Annotated in this window: 28 protein-coding genes and 1 pseudogene; 4 read left to right on the top strand and 25 right to left on the bottom strand. The window is 72.7% G+C overall.

Translation table 11 applies throughout. The features are described 5' to 3' along the window. Window positions 1-4 precede the first annotated feature (4 nt). Together ACZ4Z3_RS13065 and ACZ4Z3_RS13060 are read left to right on the top strand one after the other, a co-directional pair. Window positions 5-826, top strand: coding sequence for a class I SAM-dependent methyltransferase (locus ACZ4Z3_RS13065; RefSeq protein ID WP_468501024.1), 822 nt, complete (start codon window positions 5-7; stop codon window positions 824-826). Between the two features lie 43 nt (window positions 827-869). After that, the gene (locus ACZ4Z3_RS13060) at window positions 870-1040 is read left to right on the top strand and encodes a hydrophobic protein (RefSeq protein WP_468501023.1); all 171 of its coding nucleotides are present in this window, start codon (window positions 870-872) and stop codon (window positions 1038-1040) included. Window positions 1041-1085: 45 nt separating this feature from the next. Here the strand turns inward: ACZ4Z3_RS13060 and ACZ4Z3_RS13055 are convergent, their stop codons facing one another. The 13 genes from ACZ4Z3_RS13055 to ACZ4Z3_RS12995 all read right to left on the bottom strand — a co-directional run bounded on the left by ACZ4Z3_RS13055 (window position 1086) and on the right by ACZ4Z3_RS12995 (window position 11033). After that, window positions 1086-1367 (bottom strand): gas vesicle protein K, encoded by a 282-nt coding sequence (locus tag ACZ4Z3_RS13055; protein WP_055539027.1) that lies wholly within the window; start codon window positions 1365-1367, stop codon window positions 1086-1088. Beyond that, complete coding sequence (locus tag ACZ4Z3_RS13050) at window positions 1364-1552, bottom strand: gas vesicle protein (RefSeq protein ID WP_055512018.1); 189 nt, start codon at window positions 1550-1552, stop codon at window positions 1364-1366. Before ACZ4Z3_RS13050 ends, ACZ4Z3_RS13055 begins: the two co-directional genes overlap by 4 nt. Then, window positions 1549-2343, bottom strand: coding sequence for a GvpL/GvpF family gas vesicle protein (locus ACZ4Z3_RS13045; protein ID WP_468501022.1), 795 nt, complete (start codon window positions 2341-2343; stop codon window positions 1549-1551). The genes ACZ4Z3_RS13050 and ACZ4Z3_RS13045 overlap by 4 nt, the downstream gene beginning before the upstream one ends. After that, window positions 2340-2705 (bottom strand): gas vesicle protein, encoded by a 366-nt coding sequence (locus ACZ4Z3_RS13040; RefSeq protein ID WP_055512022.1) that lies wholly within the window; start codon window positions 2703-2705, stop codon window positions 2340-2342. Before ACZ4Z3_RS13040 ends, ACZ4Z3_RS13045 begins: the two co-directional genes overlap by 4 nt. Continuing rightward, window positions 2702-3976, bottom strand: a complete 1275-nt coding sequence (locus ACZ4Z3_RS13035; RefSeq protein WP_468501021.1) for an SRPBCC family protein — start codon at window positions 3974-3976, stop codon at window positions 2702-2704. Before ACZ4Z3_RS13035 ends, ACZ4Z3_RS13040 begins: the two co-directional genes overlap by 4 nt. After that, complete coding sequence (locus tag ACZ4Z3_RS13030) at window positions 3969-4643, bottom strand: DNA primase (protein ID WP_468501428.1); 675 nt, start codon at window positions 4641-4643, stop codon at window positions 3969-3971. The genes ACZ4Z3_RS13035 and ACZ4Z3_RS13030 overlap by 8 nt, the downstream gene beginning before the upstream one ends. Next, window positions 4643-4903, bottom strand: a complete 261-nt coding sequence (locus ACZ4Z3_RS13025; RefSeq protein ID WP_355402580.1) for a gas vesicle protein GvpG — start codon at window positions 4901-4903, stop codon at window positions 4643-4645. Before ACZ4Z3_RS13025 ends, ACZ4Z3_RS13030 begins: the two co-directional genes overlap by 1 nt. Window positions 4904-4964: 61 nt before the next feature. Continuing rightward, entirely contained in the window at window positions 4965-5726 is a 762-nt protein-coding gene (locus ACZ4Z3_RS13020) for a GvpL/GvpF family gas vesicle protein (RefSeq protein ID WP_468501020.1), read from the bottom strand. Next, window positions 5723-6148 carry a gas vesicle structural protein GvpA gene (locus tag ACZ4Z3_RS13015; RefSeq protein ID WP_468501019.1) on the bottom strand — a complete coding sequence of 142 codons (426 nt, stop codon included), beginning with the start codon at window positions 6146-6148 and terminating at the stop codon, window positions 5723-5725. Before ACZ4Z3_RS13015 ends, ACZ4Z3_RS13020 begins: the two co-directional genes overlap by 4 nt. 93 nt (window positions 6149-6241) lie before the next feature. Further along, complete coding sequence (locus ACZ4Z3_RS13010; protein ID WP_468501018.1) at window positions 6242-6655, bottom strand: gas vesicle protein GvpO; 414 nt, start codon at window positions 6653-6655, stop codon at window positions 6242-6244. Between the two features lie 62 nt (window positions 6656-6717). Next, window positions 6718-7656, bottom strand: a complete 939-nt coding sequence (gene ligD / locus ACZ4Z3_RS13005) for a non-homologous end-joining DNA ligase (RefSeq protein WP_468501017.1) — start codon at window positions 7654-7656, stop codon at window positions 6718-6720. Window positions 7657-7698: 42 nt separating this feature from the next. Continuing rightward, window positions 7699-9546 (bottom strand): transketolase, encoded by a 1848-nt coding sequence (locus tag ACZ4Z3_RS13000; RefSeq protein WP_468501016.1) that lies wholly within the window; start codon window positions 9544-9546, stop codon window positions 7699-7701. Beyond that, window positions 9543-11033, bottom strand: a complete 1491-nt coding sequence (locus ACZ4Z3_RS12995; protein ID WP_468501015.1) for an NAD(P)/FAD-dependent oxidoreductase — start codon at window positions 11031-11033, stop codon at window positions 9543-9545. The genes ACZ4Z3_RS13000 and ACZ4Z3_RS12995 overlap by 4 nt, the downstream gene beginning before the upstream one ends. 233 nt (window positions 11034-11266) lie before the next feature. Between ACZ4Z3_RS12995 and ACZ4Z3_RS12990 the strand changes: the two genes are divergently transcribed. Then, a complete protein-coding gene (locus tag ACZ4Z3_RS12990) occupies window positions 11267-12226 on the top strand; it encodes an LLM class F420-dependent oxidoreductase (protein ID WP_468501014.1) in 960 nt (319 codons plus the stop codon). A 125-nt stretch (window positions 12227-12351) separates the two neighbouring features. On the opposite strand, the gene ACZ4Z3_RS12985 is transcribed toward ACZ4Z3_RS12990, so the two are convergent. Together ACZ4Z3_RS12985 and ACZ4Z3_RS12980 are read right to left on the bottom strand one after the other, a co-directional pair. Next, window positions 12352-13395: an SDR family oxidoreductase gene (locus ACZ4Z3_RS12985; protein ID WP_468501013.1), complete on the bottom strand. Its 1044-nt coding sequence runs from the start codon at window positions 13393-13395 to the stop codon at window positions 12352-12354. A 6-nt stretch (window positions 13396-13401) separates the two neighbouring features. Beyond that, the gene (locus ACZ4Z3_RS12980) at window positions 13402-13890 is read right to left on the bottom strand and encodes a phage holin family protein (RefSeq protein WP_468501012.1); all 489 of its coding nucleotides are present in this window, start codon (window positions 13888-13890) and stop codon (window positions 13402-13404) included. Between the two features lie 145 nt (window positions 13891-14035). On the opposite strand from ACZ4Z3_RS12980, the gene ACZ4Z3_RS12975 reads away from it, so the two are divergent. Next, complete coding sequence (locus ACZ4Z3_RS12975; protein ID WP_468501011.1) at window positions 14036-14389, top strand: VOC family protein; 354 nt, start codon at window positions 14036-14038, stop codon at window positions 14387-14389. A 32-nt stretch (window positions 14390-14421) separates the two neighbouring features. On the opposite strand, the pseudogene ACZ4Z3_RS12970 reads toward ACZ4Z3_RS12975, so the two are convergent. From ACZ4Z3_RS12970 to ACZ4Z3_RS12925, 10 genes and pseudogenes are all read right to left on the bottom strand, one after another. Then, window positions 14422-14742: pseudogene (locus tag ACZ4Z3_RS12970) on the bottom strand (arginase family protein); the annotation flags it as partial. Window positions 14743-14773: 31 nt separating this feature from the next. After that, entirely contained in the window at window positions 14774-15718 is a 945-nt protein-coding gene (locus ACZ4Z3_RS12965; protein ID WP_468501010.1) for a C45 family autoproteolytic acyltransferase/hydolase, read from the bottom strand. Window positions 15719-15771: 53 nt separating this feature from the next. Continuing rightward, the gene (locus tag ACZ4Z3_RS12960) at window positions 15772-16335 is read right to left on the bottom strand and encodes a GNAT family N-acetyltransferase (protein ID WP_468501009.1); all 564 of its coding nucleotides are present in this window, start codon (window positions 16333-16335) and stop codon (window positions 15772-15774) included. A 74-nt stretch (window positions 16336-16409) separates the two neighbouring features. After that, on the bottom strand, window positions 16410-16676 hold the full coding sequence (locus ACZ4Z3_RS12955) for a LapA family protein (RefSeq protein ID WP_468501008.1): 267 nt from the start codon (window positions 16674-16676) through the stop codon (window positions 16410-16412). 63 nt (window positions 16677-16739) lie between these two features. Beyond that, window positions 16740-17666 (bottom strand): S66 peptidase family protein, encoded by a 927-nt coding sequence (locus ACZ4Z3_RS12950; RefSeq protein ID WP_468501427.1) that lies wholly within the window; start codon window positions 17664-17666, stop codon window positions 16740-16742. 35 nt (window positions 17667-17701) lie between these two features. Continuing rightward, window positions 17702-19711, bottom strand: coding sequence for a prolyl oligopeptidase family serine peptidase (locus ACZ4Z3_RS12945; protein ID WP_468501007.1), 2010 nt, complete (start codon window positions 19709-19711; stop codon window positions 17702-17704). 96 nt (window positions 19712-19807) lie between these two features. Continuing rightward, window positions 19808-21139 (bottom strand): M20/M25/M40 family metallo-hydrolase, encoded by a 1332-nt coding sequence (locus ACZ4Z3_RS12940; protein ID WP_468501006.1) that lies wholly within the window; start codon window positions 21137-21139, stop codon window positions 19808-19810. Continuing rightward, complete coding sequence (locus ACZ4Z3_RS12935; RefSeq protein ID WP_055513316.1) at window positions 21132-21965, bottom strand: M55 family metallopeptidase; 834 nt, start codon at window positions 21963-21965, stop codon at window positions 21132-21134. Before ACZ4Z3_RS12935 ends, ACZ4Z3_RS12940 begins: the two co-directional genes overlap by 8 nt. A gap of 56 nt (window positions 21966-22021) precedes the next feature. Beyond that, window positions 22022-22744, bottom strand: coding sequence for a methyltransferase domain-containing protein (locus tag ACZ4Z3_RS12930; RefSeq protein ID WP_468501005.1), 723 nt, complete (start codon window positions 22742-22744; stop codon window positions 22022-22024). A gap of 217 nt (window positions 22745-22961) precedes the next feature. Next, window positions 22962-25466 carry a SpoIIE family protein phosphatase gene (locus tag ACZ4Z3_RS12925; protein ID WP_468501004.1) on the bottom strand — a complete coding sequence of 835 codons (2505 nt, stop codon included), beginning with the start codon at window positions 25464-25466 and terminating at the stop codon, window positions 22962-22964. Between the last annotated feature and the right edge of the window lie 18 nt (window positions 25467-25484).

The following is a 25484-nucleotide window of genomic DNA, read 5'->3' as shown; positions in this document are numbered from 1 at the left end:
GGCCATGTCGAAAGCGCGGGAGACCGCCGTCTACACGCACGGGCACCATGAGTCGGTACTGCGGTCGCACACCTGGCGGACCGCCGCCAACTCGGCGGCCTACCTCCTCGGTTCGCTGAAGCCGCACATGAAGGTCCTGGACATCGGGTGCGGCCCCGGCACCATCACCGCGGACCTCGCCGCCCTGGTCCCGGACGGCCACGTCACCGGCGTCGACCACGCCCCCGGCATCCTGGAGCAGGCGCGGGCCACGGCCGCCGAACGGGGCCTGACCAACGTGGACTTCGCGGTCGCCGACGTCCACACCCTGGACCATCCGGACGACACCTTCTGCGTGGTCCACGCCCACCAGGTGCTCCAGCACGTCGGCGACCCGGTGCAGGCGCTGCGCGAGATGGCGCGGGTGACGAGGCCGGGCGGTCTGATCGCTGTCCGCGACTCGGACTACGCGGCGATGACCTGGTTCCCGGAGTCGGCGGGCATGGACGACTGGCTGGACCTGTACCGGCGGGTGGCGCGGGCGAACGGCGGCGAGCCGGACGCCGGGCGCCGACTGAAGTCCTGGGCCCTGCGGGCCGGGCTCACCGACATCACGGCCACCTCCTCCACGTGGACGTACTCCACCGCCGAGGAGCGGGCCTGGTGGAGCGGGCTGTGGGCGGACCGCACGGTCGCCTCCGCGTACGCCGAGCGGGCCACCGAGGGCGGTCACGCCACCGAGGAGCGACTGCGGACGATCGAGGCGGCGTGGCGGGAATGGGGACGCCAGGAGGACGGCTGGTTCGCCGTACTGCACGGAGAAATTATCTGCCGTAAGCCGGCCTGAATCCTGGAATTCTGGAGACCCGGACCATCAGGAGGTTCGCAAAATGGTTCCCATCCTGCTGGTACTGCTACTGGTGCTGATCCTTTTCGGTGCCGGATTCGCGATCGAGGTTCTCTGGTACATCGCACTGGCCGTTCTGGTCCTGTGGCTCCTCGGATTCCTGCTGCGCGGTACGACCGCAGCCGGGGGCAGGGGCCGCTGGTACAGGTGGTGAATGAGTTCCCCGGGGACCGGGCACGCTGAACCGCCCGAGGGCGGTTCAGTCCCTGGGGAGCAGCGGCCCGAGCGGCCCGAGGTCCAGATTGAGGTCCTCGGGCCGCAGGCCGTAGCGCTCGCGCAGCTCGGTCATCCGGTCGTCCAGCAGCATCAGGGTGAGCCCGATGCGCTCCTCCTGCTCCTCGGTGAGTTCCCCGGTGTCGAACCGGCGCACCGCCTGCCGCTCCATGAGCTGACGGAGCAGTTCGACGACGGTGAGGACCAGCTTGACCAGGTCGCGTTCCACCGTGTCGGGTTCCAGTTCGAGACGGTTGCGGCCGGTCACTCGCTGCCTCCCCAGGGTGCGGGCACATTCGCGTTCACGGAGCTGATGAGCGCGTTCAGGTCGATACGGACGAGGTCGACGTCCGCGATGCGCAGGGTGAGGTCACCGGTGATGACGACCCCGCCGGCGAGCAGCCGGTCGAGCAGGTCGACGAGGGCCACCTCCCGGCGTTCTATGACGGTCACGAATTCTCTCCGCTCATGCCATCGGAGTCCCTGTCTCCAGGCTCCTCACCGCTGAAGGAATAGGCGGCCCAGGGTCCGGTGAGTTCCACGCGCAATCCGGGTTCCTCGTTCTTCGTGCGGTCCACGAGTTCCACGAACTCCTCGGAATTCCGGCGCGGCACCAAATAGGCCGCGTTCAGCACATTGCGGCCGGGTACGCCGGAGAGGGCGGAATTCTGGGGTGCGTGCAGCCGGGTGTCCTCGGCGCATTCCGAAAGGGTCTCGTGCAGTCGGCGGGCGAACCGGTCGGCCTTCTCCCACATCTCCTCGTGGGCCTGCCGGCTGCGCCGCCGCTGCCGCAGATAGTCCCGCCCGCTGGTCACCTTCGCCGGCTCCCGGGGCTGCTCCTCGGCCTCCGGTTCCGCGTACACCTTGACGCCCCACTCCACCCGGCCCGACAGCCGGTCCAGGGTGCGCAGGAAGCTCTCCTCGCGGGCCTCCAGCATGACCCGTACGCCGCTGTCGTCATGGAAGACGGTGCCGAGGCGCAGCGGCAGCGGGGTGGTGACCACGGTGAGCGCGTCGATCACGTTCTGGTGGGCGTGGGCGGTCTCGGTCAGCCAGTCGAGGTCTTCCAGGTGGGCGCGGAGCGGCTGCTCCGCGAAGTCCCGCTCGGGCACCTCGCTGACGACGGCGATCAGGTCGTGGTGGCGCAGCAGCCGGGGAGGGGCGCCCCCGACGCCCGTGATCTGGGACTGGAGCGGCGCGTCGAAGGGTCGGCACACGGCGTACACGTAGCGCAGTCCGGTCATGAGGGCTCCTCTCTGGCACGGCCGCGCTCGACGGCCGGCTCCGGCTCACGCCGGGGACGGCCGTCGTCCAGCTCGGCGAGCCGGGCGCGCAACTCGGCGTTCTCTCGGGAGAGTTCGTCGCGGCGGGCGTGCGACGACAGGGCCGGGTCGGTCTCCCACCAGTCGATCCCCATCTCCTTGGCCTTGTCGACGGAGGCGACGATGAGGCGCAGTTTGATGGTGAGCAGTTCGATGTCGAGCAGGTTGATCCGGATGTCGCCCGCGATCACCAGACCTTTGTCCAGTACACGCTCCAGGATGTCGGCGAGGTTGGCGCTGCCGTTCTGGCCGTACGGCTCGGGGACTCGGCTGGGGAAGGTCACCGGCGGCTCCCGCCCACGGCGGCCTGTTCCTCGTCCTCATAGTCGTACGGTTCCTCGCCGCTGTCCTCCTCGACGTCGTCCTCGTACGCGTCCTCCGCCTCGTCGGGGTCCTCGGAGTCCTCCTCGTACGCGTCCTCGGCGTCCTCAGCGTCCTCGGCGTCCTCGGCGTCCGCGGCGTCCTCGGCGTCCTCGGCGTCCTCGGCGTCCGCGTACTCGTCCTCGTCGGGCTCCTCGTGGGCCTCGTCGGCGTCCCGCGGCTCGTCGTCGGGCTCCTCGTCGTCGTAGGCGCCCTCCTCGTCCTCGTAGGCGTCCTCGTGCTCGTCGCGGGCCTCGTCGCCGTCAGGGGACTCCTCGCGCTCCTCGTCCGCCACCACGTCCTCGTGGGAGCGCACGACCTCGCCGTCACGGATCTCTCCGCGCCAGCCTTCCTCCCCTTCACCCTTAAGAGTGACAAAGCGGGCGAAATGTTTGAGGTCGAGCCGAGCACGGCGGCCCTGGGCGCGCCAGAGGTTGCCGGTCTTCTCGAACAGCCCCTTCGGGTAGTACTCGATCACCAGCAGCACCCGCGTGAGGTTGTCCGCGAGCGCGTGGAAGGAGACCGTGCCCTTCGTCGTGCCCTTGGCGCCCTCCGACGTCCAGGTGATCCGATCATCGGGCACTTGTTCGGTCGTGTGGGCCTTCCAGCTGCGGTTGGACCAGAAGACCTTCATCTGCCAGTCGGAGTGGGTGTCGTCGGCCCGGCCGGCGCTCTTGACGCCCTTGGCGAAGGTGCTGAAGTCCTGGTAGCGGGTCCACCGGTCGTACGCGGTGCGCACGGGCACACCCACGTCGACGGACTCCAGGATCACCGTGGGCTTGTTGCCCGCCCCGCCCCCGCGGCCACCCTTGCCGCCGCCGAGGTTCTTCAGGGCGCCCAGCACATTGTCCTTGGCCCGGCCCGCGCCCACCTCCAGGGCGGTGCGCAGCGGCCCCTTGCCCTCGGCGAGCTTGCGGCCGCCCTCCAGGGCCAGCTTGGCGAAGCCGGGGCTGTTGCCGTCGGCGATGTCGTTCAGCTTGCCGGTGGTCTCGCCGAGCTTGCGGCCGAGTCCCACCAGCATCCGCTGGGCCTGCGCGGCCAGGAACTCCCGCGCCTCCTCCTTCAGATGGTCGACGGCGGGGCTGTGGGCGAGGTCGGAGAGCGGGCTGCCGTTCGCCGCGCCCTTCGCCGTGTCGCTCGCGCCCTTCGCCGTCCTCGTCGCGCGGTCGGTCGCCGCGCCCAGGGTCTCAGTCATCGCCACCGCCTCCCCTCGTGGCCCGCGACCGGGTGGCCTTGCGGGCGGTCTTCTTGGCCGGGGTGGTCTTCCTGGCGGCCGTCTTCTTGGCGGCGGCCTTCTTCGCCGTGCCCTTGCGCGAGGCAGGGGCGGCGGTCTTCTTCGCGGGGGCCTTCTTGGTGGCCCGCGCGGCGGTCTTCCTCGCCGGACGCTCACGCTCCGGCTCCTCGCCCTCGTCGCCTGCTTCGGCGTCGTCCGCGTCGGAGCGGGCGTCGGCGCCCTCCTCGTCATCCTCTCCCGACGCCTCGGCGCGCTCGTCCTCGTCCTCGTACGCGTCGTCGTCCTCGTCGCGGTCCGAGCGCCCGGGGGCGGCTCCGGAGAGCTGGTCGCGCACCTGGGAGGTGCGGCCGTGCAGCCGGTCCGCCAGACCTTCGATCTGGCGTTCGATCAGGGCTCCGGTGGCCGCCTTGCCGACTCCGCGCAGATCACCGCGCAGCTGGTCGCCGATCTCCTTGAACTGCGGATTGTCCTTCAGCTGCTGGGACACCAGGTCAGCGATCCCCCGCGGCCCCAGGTTCAACCGCTTGCCCGCCACCATGGTGCCGACCGCGAAGGCGAGCTTCAGTTTCTTCGTACGTCCGAGGACGTATCCGGCCCCGACAGCGAGGCCCAGTCCCACTCGGTTCATCATGTCGTCCCGTCGCCATTTCCCGTGCTCCTGCGCGCGCTGATCTCCAGCCGCTCCAGAAGCTCGTCCTCCAAGCGGTCGAACTCCTCCTCATCGATCTCGCCCGCGTCGAGCCGCTGCTCGAGGCGGGCGAGATCGGCTCGGACGGCCGCCGGGTCGTAGTACTGGCGCTCGGCCTCGGCCAGCACCTGTCTCACCGCCCAGAGGCTGCCGCGCACCGGTGCGAACGGCAGCAGCAGCACCTCGGAGATCAGACCCATGCACTCGCCTCCTTCGACCTCGTCCGTGTCCTTCGACCTCGTGCGCCGTGCGCGCGGCGCGTCAGTGCGCCGCCTCCGCCTCCGCCTCCGCGTGCTGGGCCGGGCCCGGCTCGACGAAGCTGTACGGCGGCAGCGGACCGTTGACCCGCAGTTCGATGTGCGGATGGCTCTTGCGGAGCTGCTCCACGGCGGCGAGGAACACCTCGGCCGACTGCCGGTCGACCAGGTACGAGACATTGGCCAGCCAGCCGGTGGACTCGGGGCCCACACTGACGGCGGTCGCGGCCGCCTCCAGCGCCCGCTGGAGCTCCGCCGCGTCCTCGGCCTCCCGCTGCTGCACCGCGCCGGCGACCATCTCGCCGAGCCGCAGCCGGTCCTCGTAGGTGCCGCCGTCGGCCTTGCGATTGGCCTCCGCCAGCGCCCGCAGCTCGGCGTTCTCACTCATCACGCGGTGCAGCACGCCCTGCTCGTCGTGGCTGGCCTTGACGTTGTACTCGACCTTGCCGTCGAGGGCTCCCAGCCGCTCCCGGTAGTGCCCGGCACGCTCGGCGAGCACCGCGGTGACAGCCGCGTCGTCCTGGGCCACGCTGCCGAACCGCATGGGCAGCACGGAGCCGCCCCCGCCCGCCTCGCTCAGCACGTTCTGGTGGGCGAGCAGGTCCTTGCGCTTGGGGCGCAGCCCCTCCGGGGCGTCGCTGACGATCGCCGCCAGCTCGCCCTCCCGCAGGATGCGCACGGGGCGCGGCGGGTCACCGACCCCGCCCATGCCCTCGGGAAGAGCGGTGTGCGAGCCGGCCGTGATGCCGTAGACGTACGTGCTCACTCCTGTTCCTCCCTCTTGCGCGAGCTGGTGGTCTTGCGGGCCCGGGGTCGCGATTCGGTCTGGCCGTCGTCGCGGGCCTGCTTGAAGGCATCGGAGATCGTCTCGGCGGCGCCGGACAGCGCCCCCTTCGACTTGCCGCGCGCGCCGGACTCGGTGAGCTCACCGACGAGGTCCGGCAGGCCGGGGTCCTTGCGCGGCCCGGCCTCCAGGTCGAGCCGGTTGCACGCCTCGGCGAAGCGCAGATAGGTGTCGACGCTCGCGACGACGACCCGCACGTCGATCTTCAGAATCTCGATGCCCACGAGGGAGACCCGTACGAAGGCGTCGATGACCAGTCCTCGGTCGAGGACCAGTTCCAGGACGTCGTAGAGACCGCTGCTGCCGCCTCCACCGCCGGACTGCTGTGCCGGGACTACGGTCATGCCGGCCGTTCCTCCTTGTCTGGGGATGCTGATGTCTGGGGACACCGTGTCTTGTGATGCCGGTGTCCGGGGATGCCGGTGCCGGACGACGGCCTAGCGGCCGCCGGAACGACGTGGGTCGGCCCTCCCGCGTTCGTAGCGGCGGACGCGCCGGTAACCGGTGAGCTCACCGTCCGCGTCGAGCTCCACCTGGTAGCTCGCGAGCAGGCTCATGGTGTCGGGGACCCTGGCCATCTCCAGGACCTCGACCTCCAACGTCCAGCCGTCCTCGGTCTGTTCGAACGACGACACGGACTCGGGCGCCATGCCGGTCAGCTCCGCGAGCTGGGTCCGCGCGTGGCGCAGTACCTGCATGGGGGTGGGACGGCTCTCGGCCGCCTCGTCCCGGGAAGACCCGGACGACTCCCGCCCCTCCGGTTCGTCCGCTTCCTGTGATGTCTGGTTCTTCTGCGATGTCTGACTTTTCTGTGAACGCTGCGTCTTGGATGTGCTGGATGTGTTCGACATGGCCACCTCGAACACCGAGTGGCCCTCCGGCCGTTGGCCAAACCTTCCGGGTGCGTACGGTCTCAACCGCGCAGCGTGCGGAGCCGCCGTCGGGCGGGGCCGAGGGCGCGGGCCCGGCGCATCACCCCGGCCCATGGGTCGGTGCGGGCCTGGTCGACGGCGTCCTCGATCGTCCAGCGGCGCGCGTCGACGGCGGGGTCGTCGAGCTGCTCCCAGCTGATCGGTGTGGCGACGGGGGCGCCGGGGCGGGCCCGTACGGTGAAGGGGACGACCGCGGTCTGGGCGTAGGCGTTGCGCTGGATGTCGAGGTAGAGGCGCCCTCCCCGGTCCTTCTTGCGGACGGCGGTGGTGAGCCGCTCGGGGCGGGCGCGGACCAGTTCCTCGGCGATCTCCCGGGCGACGTCGCGCACCGCGTCGAAGTCGTCGTGCCCGTTCAGCGGCACGACCACGTGCAGGCCCTTGGAGCCGGTGGTCATCGGCGCCGACGGCAGCCGCAGCTCGTCGAGCAGTTCCTTGACGTCGCGGGCCGCCCGGCGGACCTGGTCGAAGTCGTCCTCGGCCGGGTCGAGGTCGAGGACCATCCGGTCGGGCCGGTCGATCCGGCCCGACCGGGAGAGCCAGCGGTGCAGGGTGACGCAGGCCTGGTCGGCGAGGTAGACGAGGGTGGCGGTGTCGTCGCAGACCGTGTGGACGACCGTGCCGCCCTCCTTGGCCACCTCCACCCGCTCGATCCAGTCGGGATAGTGGTCGGGGGTGTTCTTCTGCATGAAGGTGGGGCCGCCGAGGCCATCGGGGTGCCGTTCCAGCATCAGCGGGCGCCCGCGCAGATGCGGCAGCATGAAGGGGGCGACGGCCCGGTAGTACGCCACGAGGTCACCCTTGGTGTACTCCTTGCCGCCGCCCTGGCCCTGCCCACCGCCGTCCGCGGGGAAGAGCACCTTCTCGGGGCGGTGGATCTCCACGCCGCGCCGACCGACCCGCAGGGTGCGTGCCGCCCCCATGGTCAACTCCTCACTCCGTACGGACCGTTCACGCCGCGCCGGTCAGCGCGCGATCGCGTGCTCCACCAGGAGGCGGCCGGCCGCCGCGATCGCCTCCGCGTCGATGCCCGCCTCGTGCAGCTGCTCCTCGGGGGAGGCCGAGCCCGGCATGTCCCGCACCGCGAGGCGCACCAGGCGGGGCACCGGGCGCCCGTCGGCGAAAGCCTCCAGGACCGCGTCGCCGAGGCCGCCCTCCGGGTGGTGGTCCTCGACGGTGAGGAGGCAGCCGGTGCGCTCCGCGGCCTCCCGCAGGGTGCGGCGGTCGACGGGCTTGACCGAGTAGAGGTCGATCACCCGGATCGGGATGCCCTCGCGGCCCAGCGCGTCGGCGGCCTTGAGCGCCTCGTGGACGGTGGTCCCGGCGGCGACGACGGTCAGCCGGTCGTCGTCCGAGGCGCGCAGCACCTTGCTGCCGCCGACGGGGAAGTCCTCGGTCGGGCTGTAGACGACGGGGGTCTCGCCCCTGGACGTGCGCAGATAGCGGACGCCTTCGAGGTCGGCCATGGTGCCGACGAGCTTGGCGGTCTGGTTGGCGTCGCACGGGTACAGCACGGTCGAGCCGTGCACGGCGCGCATCATCGCCAGGTCCTCCAGGCCCATCTGCGAGGGCCCGTCCCGGCCGATCGCGACCCCGGCGTGCGAGCCGGCGAGATTGATCCCGGCCCCGCTGATCGAGGCCATGCGGACGAAGTCATGGGCACGGGTGAAGAACGCGGCGAACGTCGAGGCGAACGGCACCCAGCCGCGCGAGGCGAGCCCCACCGACGCGGCCACGAGTTGCTGTTCGGCGATGTAGCACTCGAAGAACCGGTCGGGGTGTTCCTTGGCGAAGAACTCGGTACGGGTGGAGTCACCGACCTCGCCGTCCAGGGCGACGACGTCGCCGCGGGCGCCGCCCAGCGCGGCGAGCGCCTGCCCGAAGGCGTCACGGGTGGCCACCTCGTCGCCGAGGTCGTAGCGGGGCAGCTCGAGGTGCCCGGTCCGTACGGCGTGCAGCATCCGCGCGGCGGGCGGTTCGGGCGCCTCGACGCGGAGGTCGCGCGGGCCGCCGAGTTCGGCGATCGCCTCGTCGGCGTCCTTGAGGGGCTTGCCGTGCAGCCCTTCGCGGTCCTGGACGGCCTCGACGCCCTTGCCCTTGAGGGTGCGGGCGAGGATCACGGTGGGCTGGCCCTTGGTGGACGCGGCCTCGCCATAGGCGCGGTCGACGGCGTCCACGTCATGGCCGTCGATCTCGATCGTGTGCCAGCCGAAGGCGGCGAAGCGGCGGGCGTAGGCGTCCAGGTCGTGGCCGTGCCGGGTGGGGCCGCGCTGGCCGAGCCGGTTGACGTCGACGATCGCGGTCAGGTTGTCGAGGTGCTCGTACGCGGCGTGCTCGGCGGCCTCCCAGACGGAGCCCTCGGCGAGTTCGCTGTCCCCGCACATCACCCAGACCCGGTAGCCGGTGCGGTCCAGCCGCTTCCCGGCGAGCGCGATGCCGACGGCCACGGGCAGGCCCTGGCCGAGGGACCCGGTGGCCGTCTCCACCCAGGGCAGGCGGCGCGGCGTGGGGTGCCCTTCGAGGCGGCTGCCCAGCTTGCGGTAGGTCATCAGCTCCGTCTCGTTGATGGCCCCGACCGCCTTGTACGCCGCGTACAGCAGGGGCGAGGCGTGGCCCTTCGACAGCACGAAGCGGTCGTTGCCGGGGTGCTCGGGCCGCTCGAAGTCGTAGCGGAAGTGCCGGGCCGTCAGCACCGCCATCAGTTCCGCCGCCGACATCGACGACGTGGGGTGCCCGGACCCGGCCGCCGCCGAGCAGCGGATGCTGTCGACGCGCAACTGCTGGGCCAGCTCGTTCAGTTGACGGCTGTTCATGAGTCTCCTTCCGCACCCGATGCGGGCTTGTGCGAGGTGTCGGTCCGCTCCGGCGTCCCCCGGCCGCGTGCCGCCCCGGTCGGCTCCGGGGTCTTCTCCCGGGCCGTGCCCGGCTTCCCGGAGGCGGCCGTGCCCGTGCTCCCGGAGGCGCTCCCGTGTCCGTCCGGCCCGGGCTTCGCCGGGGCACCGGGTACCTTCGCCAGTTCCGGGGAGTCCGTGTCCAGGGGGACCGACCAGGAGCGGACGAGGCCGAGTTGGACGCCCTGGCGGGGCAGGACCGCGTCGAGGAGCCAGTCGGCGGCGACGCGGATGCGGTTACCGGGCATCGCGGCCAGGTGGTAGCCGCGGGTGACGGCTCCGGCGACGGGGCCGGACAGGGGGATGCCGAGGGGGTTGGCGGCGGCCTTCACCCCGCCGAGGTCCACGACGAAGCCCAGGTCGCTGTGGCGGTACGGCTTCGGCTCGCCGCGGCCGAGGGAGGCGGCCACGTTGAGGGCCGCGACCTTGCCCTGCCGCCAGGCGTGCTGGGCGGTCATCGGCGTGTACGAGCCGGGCTTGGTGAGATCGGGCACGGCGGCCGCGTCCCCGCAGGCGAACACCTCGGGGCGACCGGGCACCTGGAGCGTGGGCTCGACGAGCAGCCGGCCGCGTTCCATGGGCAGCCCGAGCGACTCGGCGAGCGGATCGGGCCGTACGCCCACGCACCACACCACGGTGCGGGTGTCGACGAACTCCCCGTCGGTCAGCAGCACTCCGTTGGGCGTCGCCTCCTTCACGGAGGTCCCCATCCGCACGTCGACGCCCCGCTGCCGCAGCACCCGGTCGGCGGTCGCCGACAGCTTCTCGTCCATCTCGGGCATCACCCGCTCGGCGATGTCGAGCAGCATCCAGCGGGGCCGCACCCCGTCCCAGCGCGGCTGCCCCCGCACCAGCTGATCGGTGAACAGCTGCCCCTGGGCGGCCACTTCGGTGCCGGTGTACCCGGCGCCGACCACCACGAAGGTGCAGCGCGAGCGGCAGGCCTTGGGGTCCTCGGAGCCGGCGGCCAGCTCGACCTGCCGGGTGACGTGGTCGCGCAGGTACAGCGCCTCCGGCAGGCCGCGGAAGCCGTGGGCGTGCTCGGCGACGCCGGGAATGGGCAGCAGTTTGTTGACGCTGCCGGCGGCGAGCACCAGCCGGTCGTAGGTCAGGGTGCCGACACCGCCCTCGGGGTCGGCGTAGCGCACGGTGCGCGCGTCCAGATCGATCTCGTCGGCCTCGCCGAGCACCAGGCGCGTGTGGCGCAGGGTACCGGTGAGGGAGACGGTGACCCGGCGCGGTTCCAGGATGCCGGCGGCGACCTGGGGCAGCAGGGGCAGATACAGGAAGTAGTCGGTCGGGTTCAGCAGGGTGATGTCGGCCTTGTTCCGGGTCAGCCGCTCCAGGGTGCGGGCCGTCCGGTAGCCGGCGAAGCCGGCACCGACGATCACGATGCGGGGTCGACTCACGGTTCGCCTCCGGCGGGGTCGCGCGTACGGAGTCCTCGGTCGTGGAGTCCTCGATGGTCGGATCTGGGCGTACGGCCTCCATCTCGGGCCTTTGGGCCCGCGCCGTACGGGCCTATCGCGTCCCCCTGGCAGGGGCGCCCAAACCGGCGGGGGCCGGCGAGGCCGGGGGTTTCCACCGTGACCTCCGGGTACCCGGACCGCGACCTGACCCGCACCAGCGGAGGAAACCCCCCATGCCCGAGTTCGGCTACTTCCTGGCGACCGAGGAGTTCGGTCCCGCTGACCTCATCGAGCAGGCGAGGATGGCCGAGCAGGCCGGATTCGACTGCCTGTGGATCTCGGACCACTACCACCCGTGGAACGACGAACAGGGCCAGAGCCCGTTCGTGTGGTCGGTGATCGGCGCCCTCTCGGAGGCCGTGTCGCTGCCGGTCGAGACGGCGGTGACCTGCCCGACCGTCCGGATCCACCCGGCGGTGGTGGCGCAGGCCGCGGCGACCAGCGCGGTGATGACCGGGGGCCGGTTCCGGCTCGGCCTCGGCTCGGGCGAGGCACTCAACGAGCACATCCTCGGCACGCACTGGCCGCCGGCGAACGTGCGCCTGGAGATGCTGGAGGAGTCCATCCAGATCATGCGGCGCCTGTTCACCGGCGAGGAGGTCACCCACCACGGGCCCCACTACACCGTGGAGAACGCCCGCCTCTACACGGTTCCCGACGAGCCCGTCCCGATCGACATCTCCGGGTTCGGACCCAAGGCCGCCGGGCTGGCGGCGCGCGTCGGCGACGGCTTCATCACGATGGGTCCGGACGAGGAGATGGTGACCCAGTACCGCAAGGGCGGCGGGGGCGGCAAGCTCGTCAGCGGCGGTACGAAGGTGTGCTGGGGCCAGGACCGCGAGGAGGCCGTCCGTACGGCCCACCGCCTCTGGCCGAACCAGTACCTGCCCGGCGAGATGGGCCAGATCCTGCCGACGCCCCGCCACTTCGAGCAGCTGGGACCGCTGGTGACCGAGGAGATGGTCGGCGAGAACACGGTGTGCGGCGACGACGTCGACGAGCACGTCCGTGAGCTGCGGACCTTCGTCGAGGCGGGCTTCGACCGCGTGTACGTCGGTCAGATCGGCCCCGACCAGCGCGGCTTCTTCGACTTCTACCGTACGAAGGTGCTGCCGCAGCTCCGCCAGGGCTGACGCGCGGCGGACCCCCGGTTTCTCGGCCCAGACGGTGCCTTCTCTCCCCATCGTCTGGGCCGAGCGCACGTACGGACTCGCTGTTCCCGGTTGTTCCTACCGGGCTGTTCCCACCGGGCTGTTCACTACCGGCGCGACGGCGTCCGGCCCAGACGGCGCAGACCGGCGGTCAGCGCGGCCCCCAGCCCGCCGACCGCGACCACCGCGCCCACCCGGTCGCGGTTGCGTGACGCCCAGCCCTGCGCGCTCCTGGTCCCGGCCTCGGCGTCGAAGCGCCCGTGCGCCCCGTGGTCGCGCCCGTGGGGGCCGTCCGCGGGCACCCACAGGTTGCCGTTCCCGCGGTACTCGCCCCGGTCCTGCTGGGAGGCGAACCCGGTGCGGCCGAGGTACCGGTCGAGCAGCCCCGGCGCGACGGCGTTGGCGATCAGGGTCGCCACGGTCGAGCCGCCCACCCAGTACTCGCGTCGCCGCCCGTGCCCGGCCGCGTGCACGACCGCCCGCGCCGCGACCTCCGGCTGGAAGATCGGGGCGACGGGCCGCGCCCGTCCCGGCAGCCGGCTCAGCACCCACTCGAACTGGGGTGTGTTCACGGCCGGCAGCTGCACCATGGTCGTCCGCACCCGCGACCCGTCGTGCAGCAGCTCGCACCGCAGCGACTCGTTGAAGCCCTGGATCGCGTGCTTGGCGCCGCAGTACGCGGACTGGAGCGGGATCCCCCGGTAGGCGAGCGCCGAGCCGACCTGGACGATCGTGCCGTGGTCACGGGGCAGCATGTGCCGCAGCGCGGCCCGGGTTCCGAACACATAACCCAGGTAGGTCACTTCGGTGACCCGCCGGAACTCGTCGGGGGTGATGTCCTGGAACGGCGCGAAGACCCCGGCGAAGGCGTTGTTGACCCAGACGTCGATGTGCCCGAAGGCGTCGACGACCCGCTGGGCGGCGTCCTCCACCGCCTTGGCGTCGGCCATGTCGACGGGCACGACGAGGGCCTCGCCCCCGGCCCGCTCGACATCGTCGGCGGCCGCGGCGAGGCCCTCACGTCCGCGCGCCAGCAACGCCACCCGGTCGCCCCGGGCGGCGAACGCCACGGCGGTGGCACGGCCGACGCCGGCGCTGGCCCCGGTGATCACCACGGCCCTGCGACGGCGTGCAGACAGCGCGGCGCCCATGGCGCGTCACGCCCTGTGGTGCGGCGTCTCCGGGTCACCGCCCGGCGTACCCGGCACCGGCCCGGCGGCCGGGGCGACGGACGGGACCGGTGGGTAACCGGCCGGTGCCACACCACCCGGCGGCATGCCCGGCGCGATGTCGCCGGCGCCATGGTCATGGCCGGTGGCGCGCTCGACCCCGTGCCCGGCATCGGGCCGGGACGCGGAGGGACGGGCCGCGCCCCTCAGGACGTACGCCACGGCGCCGAGCACGACGGCCGTGATCAGCGCGGCGGCCCAGTCGGGCAGGCCCAGCGACAGCGCCAGACCGAGGGCGAGCGCCAGCGCGGCACCGGCGTACAGGGCGAGGGCACCGGACGCGGCGTAGAGCGAGGCCCGGCGACGCTGCTTGCGGGTCTGCTGCCGCAGTTCGTCCCGCACGGTCTCGCGGGCCACCAGCGCCAGCTCGTCGACCAGGTGCTTGTCCAGATGTTCCAGATGATCCAAGCGGTCCATGCCGCCCGAGTACCCGACGGCCTCCCCGGGTAACGCGGCGAGCGGGCCCCCGGGCGGGCCCGCACCCGGGCACCGCCGGCTCCGGCCGTCGGGAACGATCTCCCGCGTGGCCGGTCCGGGCGGTTTTCCAACTAGGCTTTTCCGCATGGAGATTCTCGGAACCACGCTCCGTATCTGCGTCGACGACCTTGAGGCCGCGGTGCCGTTCTACGAGAGACTCTCGGGCGGACCGGCGATGCGCTTCGAGCGCGGTGGCGTCCAGGTCGCCGCCATCGGGTGCTTCCTGCTGATGAGCGGCCCGGAGTCCGAGCTGGAGGTGCTGCGGAAGGTGACCGCGACCATCGCGGTCGAGGACGTCGACGAGGCGAACCGGGTGCTCACCGCCTCCGGTGCCCGGGTCCTGGCGGGCCCGGTGCCGACACCCGTCGGCCGCAATCTGATCGCGGTGCACCCGGACGGCTCGGTGTACGAGTACGCCGACCGTCGCGCACCGGGATAGCCCCCGGCGGTGCCTCGGCTCCCGGACCGGCCCGCGAAGGCGTCGACCACGAGGTCCGTGGGCAGCGCCCCCGCCGTGCCGTCCGGGTCGAGACCGGGGTCGTGGATGGTGACGTCGAGGCCGACGCAGTGCGGTGACGTCACCAACGGACCGAGCAGCGCGGTCGGTTCGCCGGGGAACAGTCCGTCGGGGTCGGGGCTGTCGACGGCGGGCATGACGGACGGGTCGAGGACGCCGGCGTCGAGGTGCACCCAGAAGCCGCCGAGTTCGGGCGTCTCGTAGCTCTGCGCGGTGACCCGGGCGAGGTCGTCCGGGCCCCAGGTGCCCAGGTCGCCGACGGTCACCACGGGGATCGAGGGCGGCGCCCGCCGCGACGGACCCGGTTCAGCCGGGTCGCCCGAGGCGGATCGTGCGCTCCCCCGGCGCGAACGCGTCGAAGGACTGCTCCCAGGACTCACCGGGCCAGTGGTAGGTGACGCGTCCCTCGCCGGGCCGGTAGTGGGCGGTGTAGACCGTACCCAGCCCCTCGTCGTACGCGGTCTGGTGGAGCGGCGGCCGGAGCATCGCCGCCACGTCCACGCCCGCCGCACGGACCGCCGCCAGCCGCCGCCCGGTCCGGGAGAACCGCTCCTGCTCCTCGGGCACCGGCAGATGCTGGTGGTTGGCGGCGCAGGCGTCCGGGGCCTCGGTCAGCTCGATGTCCGGCCCCACGTACACGGTGACCGCCCGCTCGCGGTCGACGAGGGTGACGTTCTGCGGGAGGGAGATCGGGATGGACCGCAGCCTGCCCACGGCCTCGTCGACGGTGTCGCAGGTCTCCAGCAGATAACGCAGCACGATGAGCACGGCGAAGCCGGGGCCGTGGACGAACCGCCCGCCGAAGGTGAGCGACACCGCGAGCCCGGCGTCGTTCATCCCGTCGAGCAGCCCCCAGGCGGCGTCCTGCATGCCGATCACCGGGCGCAGGAAGTGGGAGCGGACGATCACGCCCTCGCACTCGTCGGGGTCGAAGTCGTAGTTGCGCAGCAGGGTTCCGGCGCCGCCGATCTGGGTGCAGCCCGAGAAGAAGGGGCGCAGGGCCGCCAGGGTGAGGAAGGTCTCCGCCTCGGGCCGGTCGAGCTGCCGGGCGAGCCGGTCCAGTAACGGGACCAGCTCCGGCATGTGCGTCTCGAACAGCTTCCGGGCCCGCTCGGCGCCCTCGGGGGTGCGGCCCTCCTCGGTCATCCACCTCTCGGCGAGCGACCACAGCGGGCGCGTGTGGGCGGCCCACCGTCCGTCCCCGCCGTCGCCGACGTCGATCGCGCGAAAGGTCTTGCCCAGGTCCCCCATGACGGCTGCCGCTCCCTCGTGCACACGGTGGGTCGACGGCAACGTAGTCAATTTCAGCGGCGGTTGGCCAGATCGTCGGAGCGCATCTGTGTGGTGAGCGCCCACCGCTCGTGGTCCCGCCATGCCCCGTCGATGAACAGGAAGTCGGGTGAGAAGCCCTCCAGCCGGAACCCGCAGCGCCGGGCCAGGGCGATGGAGGCGGCGTTGCCGGGCTGCACGTTGATCTCCAGCCGGTGCAGCCCCAGGGCGGTGAACGCGTGCTCGACGACCAGCCCGAGCCCCTCCCCCATCAGCCCCCGCCCGGCGGCGTGGGCGAAGGCCCCGTAGCCGAGGGCACCGCACTGGAAGGCGCCCTCCACGATGTTGTTGATGTTGATGAACCCGGCGATGGCCCCGCCGTTCCGCTCGCACACCAGGAACCCGGCCCTCGTGGGGTCCTCGATGAGCCGCCCCGCGTAGGTGGCGTACGCGACGGGTGTGGTGGGCGGAAAGATCCACGGGCGGTGCAGGTCGCGGCTCTCCCGAGCCCGCGCGATGAACTCGGGGCCGTCGTCGAGGGTGAAGTGCCGTATGCCCACGCGGGGGCCCTCGGCGAGGTGAAGGATGTTCTCGGACACCCGGTTACGGTACGCCGAGCCGCCCCCCGTCCCCCGTCCGCCGCCCGGCCGGGGACCTGGTGCCGACGGCCGCCTCAGCGGCGTTTCATGACGTACGCCCAGTACGCCCCGCACACCGCTCCGATCAGCACCGTCCCGAGCAGCGCCAGCCACAGCGGCATCGTGACCTCGGGGATCAGCAGCCGGATCTTGGTGTTCCGGGTGTTCTCGAAGATGAAGACGAGGACGAGCACGGCGAGCACGCCGACGGTGACCCTGCCGGGGGTCAGCATGTCACCCCACTGCCGGTGCCCGCGTGCCCTGCCCCTACCTCGGTCCGACGCGGTGGTCTTCGGGCTCATACGACCAGGATGCGACGCGGCGGCGCTCCCCGCCCGGCGGGAACGCCTCGCAGCGGCGCCGGCTCAGACCAGCGCGGGCTCGTCCAGAGTCAGCGTCCCCGCGTCCGCGTCCAGTTCGGCCGTCACACCGAACGGGACGGTCAACGCGCCGTCGCAGTGGCCGAAACCGAACTCCTCCACCGTCGGCACGCCGAGTCCGCCGAGGCGGTCCACGAGCAGGGCCCGGACCCCCTCGTACGGCTCGCACTGGGCCCAGGAGCCGAGGAGGACCCCGGCGACGCCGTCGAACCAGCCGGCCCGCAGCAGCTGGGTCAGATAGCGGTCGAGGCGGTAGGTCTCCTCGCCGACGTCCTCCAGGCAGACCAGGGCACCCCGCGCGCCCGGCCGGACGTACGGGTTGCCGAGATCCGCGGCGAGCAGGCAGAGGCAACCGCCGAGCAGGACGCCCCGCGCCCGGCCGGGGACGAGGGCGGTGCTGCCCTCGGCGGTGATCTTGCGCACCGACTCGGGGGCGAAGAGGGTCGCCCGCAGATGGTCCTGCGCGCGGGTGTTCTTGAGGAAGTCGACACCGGCGGCCATCGGACCGTGCAGGGTGACCAGACCGGCCCGGGTGGCGAAGGCCTCGTGGAGGGCGGTGATGTCACTGAACCCGACGAGGATCTTCGGCCCGGCCGCGCGGAGGGCGTCCCAGTCCAGCAGGTCGGCCATCCGCTGCGCTCCGTAGCCGCCGCGGGCGCACACGACGGCGGCCACGGACGGGTCGCACCAGGCGGCCTGGAAGTCGGCGGCCCGGTCGGCGTCGGTGCCCGCGAGGTAGTCGAAGTCGGGATGCCGGTCGAGCGTGTGCGGTGCGACGACGGGGTCGAGGTCCCAGCCGCGCAGGAGGTCCAGCCCCGCGCTGAGCCGCTCCTCGGGCACCGGCCCGCTGGGGGCGACGACGGCCACCCGGGCGCCGGGCACGAGGCGGGCGGGCCGGGTCAGCGGGGTCACGGCGGGGGCCGGGGGGCGGGTCGGCGGGGGCGTGGTCACTTGGCGAGCTCCAGGGTAGGGATTCCAGGAGGATTCAACCCGAAGACCTGCGCGTACAGCGAAAGCTCCGCCTCCAGCACCCGCACCATCGTCTCCGCCCGACGGAAGCCGTGCCCCTCGCCCTCGAAGGCGATGTACGCGTGCGGCACCGGCCGTCCCTCCATCCTGGCCAGGAACCGCTCGCACTGCGTGGGCGGGCAGATCACGTCGTCGAGGCCCTGGAGCAGCAGGAAGGGCGCGGTGATCCGGTCGGCGTGCTCGGCGGGCGACCGCTCCGCGTACCGCATCGGCTCCTCGGCGAGCGGCCCGACGAGGCTCTCCAGGTACCGCGACTCGAAGTCGTGGGTCTCCCCCGACGCCCACTGGGTGAGGTCGAGCACCGGGTACAGGATGGTTCCGCAGGCGTAGACGTCGGTCGTGGTGAGGGAGACGGCCGTGGTCCAGCCGCCCGCGCTGCCGCCCCGGATGGCGAGCCGGGAGCGGTCGGCTGTGCCCTCGTCGGCGAGGGCGAGGGCGACGGCCGCGCAGTCCTCGACGTCGACGACGCCCCACTGCTCGCGCAGCCGGTTGCGGTACTCGCGCCCGTAGCCGGTGGACCCCCCGTAGTTGACCTCGGCGACGCCGATGCCGCGCGAGGTGAAGTACGCGATGGTCAGGTCGAGGACCAGGGGCGCGCGGCTGGTGGGTCCGCCGTGCGCCCAGACGACGTACGGCGGCAGTTCGGTGCCGGGGGCGAGGCACCCGGGGTTGTGGGGCGGGTAGACGTGCGCGTGGATCTCGCGTCCGGCGGGGCCGAGGAAGGTGCGGATCTGGGGTTCGGGGTAGTGGGCGGGGTCGACCGGGTCGTCGTGCGCGGCCCCGACGACCCGGGCGCGGCCGGCGAGGGTGCCGGCGGAGCCGGGGTCGGCGGGGCCGGTGTCGAGTTCGACGACCTCGTAGGCGCTGCGCGGGCTGGCGCCGATGCCGATCACCCGGCCGCCGTGGGTGGCGAGCGACGGGGCGAACTCGGTCCAGGGGCCGGCCGCGTCCGTGATCTGGCCGGTCTCGGGGTCGAGGATGCCGAGCGCGGTGGCGCCCCGGCCGTGCACGACGGCGATGAGTCCGCTCTCCAGCAGGGCGAACCAGCGCAGGCCGATCCTCCACAGCGGTCCGCCGAACTCCTCCTCGCGGGCGCACAGCGGCGTGTTGCGGCCGTCGTGCTCGCGCCGGTACAGGTTCCAGTAGCCGGTGCGGTCGCTGGAGTGCACGAGGGTGCCGTCGGCGGCCCACTCGACCTGGGCGATCGACTCCTCGGGGCCGCCCTCGACGGTCCGCGCGCCGCGCAGCGTGCCGTCGTCGGCGACGTCGGCGACGATCAGTTCGGTGCCGTCCCAGGGCATGCGCGGATGGTCCCAGGCGAGCCACGCGGCGCGTCGGCCGTCGGGCGAGATCCGGGGCCCGGTGACGAACCGGTGGGCCCCGTCGGAGAGCTCGCGGACGGCGCCGCGGTCCTCGGCCGCCGAACCGTCCAGCGGCACCGCGGCGACGACGCGCCGTACGTCGGCGGGCCCCTCCCCGGTGAACTCCTCCAGGACGCACCACACCTCGTCCCGCTCGGGGTGGAGCTGCGGATCGGCCCAGCGCAGCCCGCCGCCCACCGGGGACACGGGCGTGAGCGGAATCGGTTCTCCACCGGGCTCGTACCGGTAGAGGCGCTGGTCGGCGAAGTTCACGAAGACCACGAGGGGCCCGGTGTCCCGCGGGATACCGGCCCACGGGTGGCCGCCGTACTCCATGACGCGGCTGCGCACGTTCCACGGCGCGGGCAGCACCGACTCCTCCGTGCCGTCGGAGGTCCTCCGTACGAGGGTGCGTCTGCCGCCCTCGGTGGGCCGTGGTTCGGTCCACCACGCCTCGTCGCCGACGAACCCCGCGAACTCGGGGTGCCCGTCGTGGGCGGCCGCGAGCTCCGCGTCGATCGGAGAGGGCCATGAACCGTACGCCAGGGTCTGCACCTTGTCCCCCATCTCCTTTCGTCCCCCGTCTGTGCCTTCCCCGGGCCGCGGCTTCCTAGGCCCTGTCGTCACATTCCCGCTGTCCGCCCGAGGGCGGGCCCGGTGTCACTACGCCGTCCTGAGGAAGCGGTCGAGTACCCGGACACCGAAGTGGAGCGCCTCCACCGGAACGCGTTCGTCGACGCCGTGGAAGAGGGCCGCGTAGTCGAAGCCCTCGGGGAGCTTCAGCGGGGCGAAGCCGTAGCCGGTGATCCCGAGGCGCGAGAACTGCTTGGCGTCCGTGCCGCCCGGCATGCAGTACGGCACGACGTGGCCCTCGGGCGCGAACTCCTCCACGGCGGCCCGCATCCGCGCGTACGTCACCGAGTCGACCGGTGCCTGGAGGGCCACCTCGCGGTGCTCGAACTCCCAGTCGACATAGGGCCCGGTGAGCCGGTCCAGGGTCTCACGGAACTCGTCCTCGCCGCCGGGGACGTACCGCCCGTCCACATGGCCGACGGCCTCCCCCGGGATCACATTGATCTTGTAGCCGGCGTCGAGCATGGTCGGGTTGGCGCTGTTGCGCACGGTCGGTTCGACCAGGGCGGCGGCCGGGCCGAGCTTCTCCAGCAGCCGGTCGACGCCCTCGGGGTCGTCGAGCGCGGCGTCGATGCCGTACAGCGCGGCGAGCTCGGTGAGGGCGGCGCGCACGGTCGGGGTGAGCCGCAGGGGCCACTCGTGGGCGCCGATCCGGGCGATCGCCGCCGCCAGCCGGGTCACCGCGTTGTCCCGGTTCACCTTGGAGCCGTGACCGGCCCGGCCGCGCGCGGTGAGCTTCAGCCAGCCGGTGCCGCGTTCCCCGGCGGCGATCGGGTAGAGCTGCCGGCCGGCTCCGTCGTGGAAGGTGAACGCCCCGGACTCGCTGATGCCCTCGGTGCAGCCCTCGAAGAGGCCCGGGTGGCTGTCGGCGAGGAACCCGGAGCCGTCCTCGGCGCTGGCCTCCTCGTCGGCGGTGAACGCGATCACGATGTCGCGGCGGGGCCGTACACCGTGGCGGGCCCACTGGCGTACTGCGGCGAGGATCATCGCGTCCATGTTCTTCATGTCGACCGCGCCCCGGCCCCAGACCACGCCGTCGCGGACCTCCCCGGAGAACGGGTGCACGCTCCAGTCCTCCGCCCGCGCGGGCACCACGTCGAGGTGACCGTGGACGAGCAGCGCGTCCGCCGAGGGGTCGGTGCCCTCGACGCGGGCGACGACGTTCGTACGGCCCTCGGTGCGCTCCAGGAGGGTGGGTTCCAGTCCGGCCTCGGCGAGGCGCGCGGCGGCGTACTCGGCGGCGGGCCGCTCGCGGCAGTCGCCGCCCCCGCGGTTGGTGGTGTCGATGCGGATGAGGTCGGAGGTGAACCGGACGACCTCGTCGAGCGCCTGTTCGTCCACGGGTGCCGTCTGCTCAGCCATAGGTCTCCTCCATCGCGGCCGAGACGATCGTCGTGACCGCCTTGAAGGTACGGATGCCCTCGTACATGGTCGGGCTGGTGTACGCGATCTTGCGTTCGCCCGTACGGGTCACGCCCGGTACGACGGTCGCGGCCATCGCGAGGTGCTCGGCGTCGAACTCCAGCGCCACGGTGAAGGGCCCGCCCCGCACCGGTTCGTGCCGGACCGCGAGCGACGCGGCCTCCTTCGCCGCCGCGCGGATGTCGGCGGCGGTCCGCGCGGGGGTGCGGCACACCGCCGCGTACCGGGACACATGGTCCTTGACCGCGACCTTGAGCGCGCCGGGCGCGTACCCCAGGGCGTCCTCGCACGCCACGTCGTCACCTGTCACCAGCACCACCGGCACCCCGAACTCCGCGACGACCCGCGCGTTCAGCAGCCCCTCGCTGGCCCGTACGCCGTCGACCCACACACCGGTGATGGAGTTCGCGAGGTAGGTGTGGGCGAGGACGCCCTCCATGCCGGCGCCCGCGTGGTAGCCGACGAAGGCGATGCCGTCGACGTCGCCGTGCTGCACGCCCTCGACCATGGACAGCGCCTTGTGCCGGCCGGTGAGCATCTGCGCCCGCTCGTCCAGCTGCTCCAAGAGCAGGTTGCGCATCGTCCAGTGCGCCTCGTTGATCAGCACCTCGTCGGCGCCGCCGTCGAGGAAGCCGAGCACGGCGGCGTTCACGTCGGAGGTGAACATCGCCCGGCACCGCTCCCACTGCGGGGTACCCGGCAGCACGTCGGCGGGCCAGGTGACACCGGTGGCGCCCTCCATGTCCGCACTGATGAGGATCTTCATGACGCCTCACGTTACGCGCCGCCCCTCACGGGCGCGGCGACGAGCCCCGTCGGACGTCAGACCCGGCCGGCCACGTACCACCTCGACGGCAGTTCGATCCGGGTGCCGTCGGGGGTGTGCTCGGTGGTGACGAGGGGCAGCTCGCCGTCGGCGAGGACCGTGAGCCCGGCCGTGCGCAGATACTCGGGCACCGCGGCGTCGCTGACCTCGGCGGGGGCGATGCCGTGGCGGAAGACGGGGGCGAGCTTCGCGGGCGGGCCCGCGGGACCGCCGGCCAGGCCCATGAGCACGGGCTTGGCGGCCTCGGAGAGTTCGACGAGGAAGGCCCGGCCGCGCTCCCCCACCAGCGTGGCGACGGTCTCGACGAGTCGCTGTCGGTCCTCGGGCTCGCACTGGTGGAGGACGCCGCGCAGGTAGACGTTGGCGTCGCCGAGGTCCGCGCGCAGGGCGTCGGCGTCCGCCTTGTCGGACGCGTCGAGGAGCCGGTAGTCGGCCCGGCCGTCGGGGTCGGCGCGGCGGGCGCGGTCGAGGGCGGCGGCCGAGAGGTCTGCGCCGACGACGCGGGCGAAGCGGTCGGCGAGGTAGCGGGTCTGGGTGCCGTTGCCGCAGCCGAGGTCCACCATGGGCAGGTCCAGAGCGGTGAGGTGCGGCTCGAAGAGGGCCAGATGGACGGCGGAGGTTCGGGCGGGCTCGGCGTCCCAGAACACGGCTCCCGCCTCGTCCGGTGCCTCACGCCAGAACCCGTCCCAGGCGTCCCGGTACCGACTCGTCACGCTCATGCCCAACCCCCCTGGATGCGGCCGCGGGCCACCGGACGGGTGGCCCAGAACGGTCTACCGCGCCCGTCACGCGGGGACAAGCACCCGGGGGCGTACCTTCACCCCGCATCCGTTTCGCCCACACCGCGCCACACCCCGCGCGCGTACCCGCGCTCCTCGCGCCCCACGGGGAACACCGGCGCGGCGGTCCTGTGCGGTCCGCGCCTCCCGCCGTCCGTCAGCGGCGGCGCGGGAGGGTCAGCTCGAACCAGACCGTCTTGCCGCCGCCGGTCCGGCTCGTGCCCCACTCGCGGGCGAGGGTGCTGAGGACCCGCAGTCCCCGGCCGTACTCGTCGGCGGGGCCGGTGCTGAGGAGCGTCGGCAGGGTGTGGTCCTCGTCGTAGACCTCGCACAGCAGGGTGTCGCCCCGGACGAGCCGCAGTTCGACGCGACGGCCCCTCGCATGGCGCACGGCGTTGGTGACCAGCTCGCCGGCCAGCAGCTCGGCGGTGTCCGTGAGCGGCTCCAGCCCCCAGACGTACAGCTGTTCACGGACGGCGGCACGGGCACGGCCCACCTCGACGGGGTCGCGGGCGAGACGCCACTCGGCGACGTCCTCCGGTTCGACGCCGTTGAGGCGGGCCATCAGCAGGGCCACGTCGTCCTTGCGGCCGCCCCGGGTGTTGAGGGCACGGATGATCGTGTCGCAGGCCGCGTCCATGGAGGCGGCCGGGTGCGCGGCGGACTCGCAGAGCGTGGCCAGGCCGACGCCGATGTCCTCGCCGCGCACCTCCACCAGACCGTCGGTGCACATCACGAGCCGGTCGCCGGGTTCCACGCGGACGCGCACCGCCTCGAAGGGCACTCCGCCGACCCCGATGGGCGCGCCGGTGGGAAGGTCGAGCAGTTCGCTGCGGCCGTCCACCGCGCGGACCAGCACGGGCGGGATGTGGCCCGCGTTGGCGAGGTGCAGCTCGCCCGCGATCGGGTCGTAGACGGCGTACAGACAGGTCGCGAGGTAGGTGTCGCCGAGGCGCTGGGCGAGGTCGTCGAGGTTGCGCAGAAGCTGCGCGGGCGGCAGGTCGAGGGCCGCCATGGTCTGCACGGCGGTGCGCAACTGGCCCATCATCGCGGCCGAGTTGAGCCCGTGCCCCATGACGTCGCCGACGACGAGGGCGGTGCGGGCGCCGGGGAGTTTCACCGAGTCGAACCAGTCGCCGCCGACCCGGCCGAGCAGGGTGCCGGGCAGATAGCGGGTGGCGATGTCACAGCCCGTCCGGTGAGCCTCGATGGTGGGCAGCATGCTGTCCTGGAGCGTCTCGGCGACGTTCTCCTGGTACGTGTACATGCGGGCGTTGTCGAGGACGAGCCCGGCGCGGGCGGCGAGTTCGGCGCCGGTGACGCGGTCCATGTCGTCGAAGACCTCGCGCTCCGGGTGGCGCAGCAGGATCATGAAGCCGAGCACCACGTTGCGGGCCTTCAGCGGCACGATCAGCATGGAGCGGCCCGTGATCAGCGGCCGGATGTCGCGCTTCTCGAACTGCGCGGCGATGGCGTGCCCCATCTGCTCGCTGATCCGGGGGACGAGGACGGGTTCGCCGGTGGTCATGCACTGGAAGAACGGGGTGTGTGCGGGGAACGGCATGGCCTCGCCGACGGGGACGACGTCGTCCCAGCGGCCGGGCTCGTCCGTGTGCTCCAGGGCCACCCGGTGCCACATGGTGGTCGTGTCGGGCACCCCTTCGGGGAAGCCCTCACCGGCTACGACCTGCTCGCGCAGATAGGTGCCGGCGACATCGGTGAAGCGGGGGACGACGGCCTTGCTGACCTCGATGATCGTGCGGGACAGATCGAGGGAGGTGCCGATGCGTCCGCTCACCTCGTTCAGGAACTCCAGACGCTCCCGTACGGCGGCGTACTCGAGGTCCTCGCCCTCGTCCTTCAGCTCCTCCGGTACCGGCAGCCCCTCGGCGACGGCGCGCGCGGCGCGTTCGCGGCGCCTTCGCCGTTCCGCGCGCCGGGGCACACCCCAGTCGGGGGTCACGGGCACCCGGTCGTTCTGGCTGAACTCCAGGACGGGGTAGCCCAGTTCGAGGACCTGCGCGACGATGCGGGCGCTGTCGCCGACGCTCATGCTCGGCAGGATCTCGGGGAGGCGGCGGGCGAGTTCCTCGGCGCCGGGGAAGTCGGTGTGGAGGGCGAAACCGGGCGCGATGCGCTCGACGGCCACCCCGTCGTGGTGTCCCCGCAGCGCCTCGGCGTCGGCGGCCAGCACCAGCAGGCGTCCCGGGCCGGGCCCGACGAGCGGGTAGGCCCACCACAGGACGTCGATCCGGGTGCCGTGCCGCTGCTCGGGGGCCTCGGCGGCGTTGGTCCCGCCGCTGTCGCCCTCGGGCACGGTGAGCCGGGCCCGTCCGGCCGACGGGTAGCAGAGCTGCCCGTCGAGAGAGGACTCCAGGTCGGGGCCGAGTCCGTCGCACGGGCCGTACGCGGCGTGGGACGGGGTGTCGTACTCCTCGGGGAGGGCGCCGGACACCGGGAGCAGGTCCAGGGCGGGGCGGCCCACCGCGTCCTCCTTGGCGGTGCCGAACAGCCGCCGGGCTCCGGTGCTCCAGTGCGACACGAGTCCGCCGCGGTCGACGACGACCACGGCCAGGGGGACACGGCCGGCCGCGGTCCGCCCCACCGTGTCGTCCCCCGCTCCGTGGCCGGTGTTCGCGCCCGTGTCGGTGCCACGGTCCATGGCCAAGGCCCTTTCTTC

Source organism: Streptomyces sp. NPDC030296 (assembly GCF_055572815.1).
The sequence above is the reverse complement of the archived record's forward strand: the minus strand, read 5'-3'. Positions and strand labels throughout refer to the sequence as shown.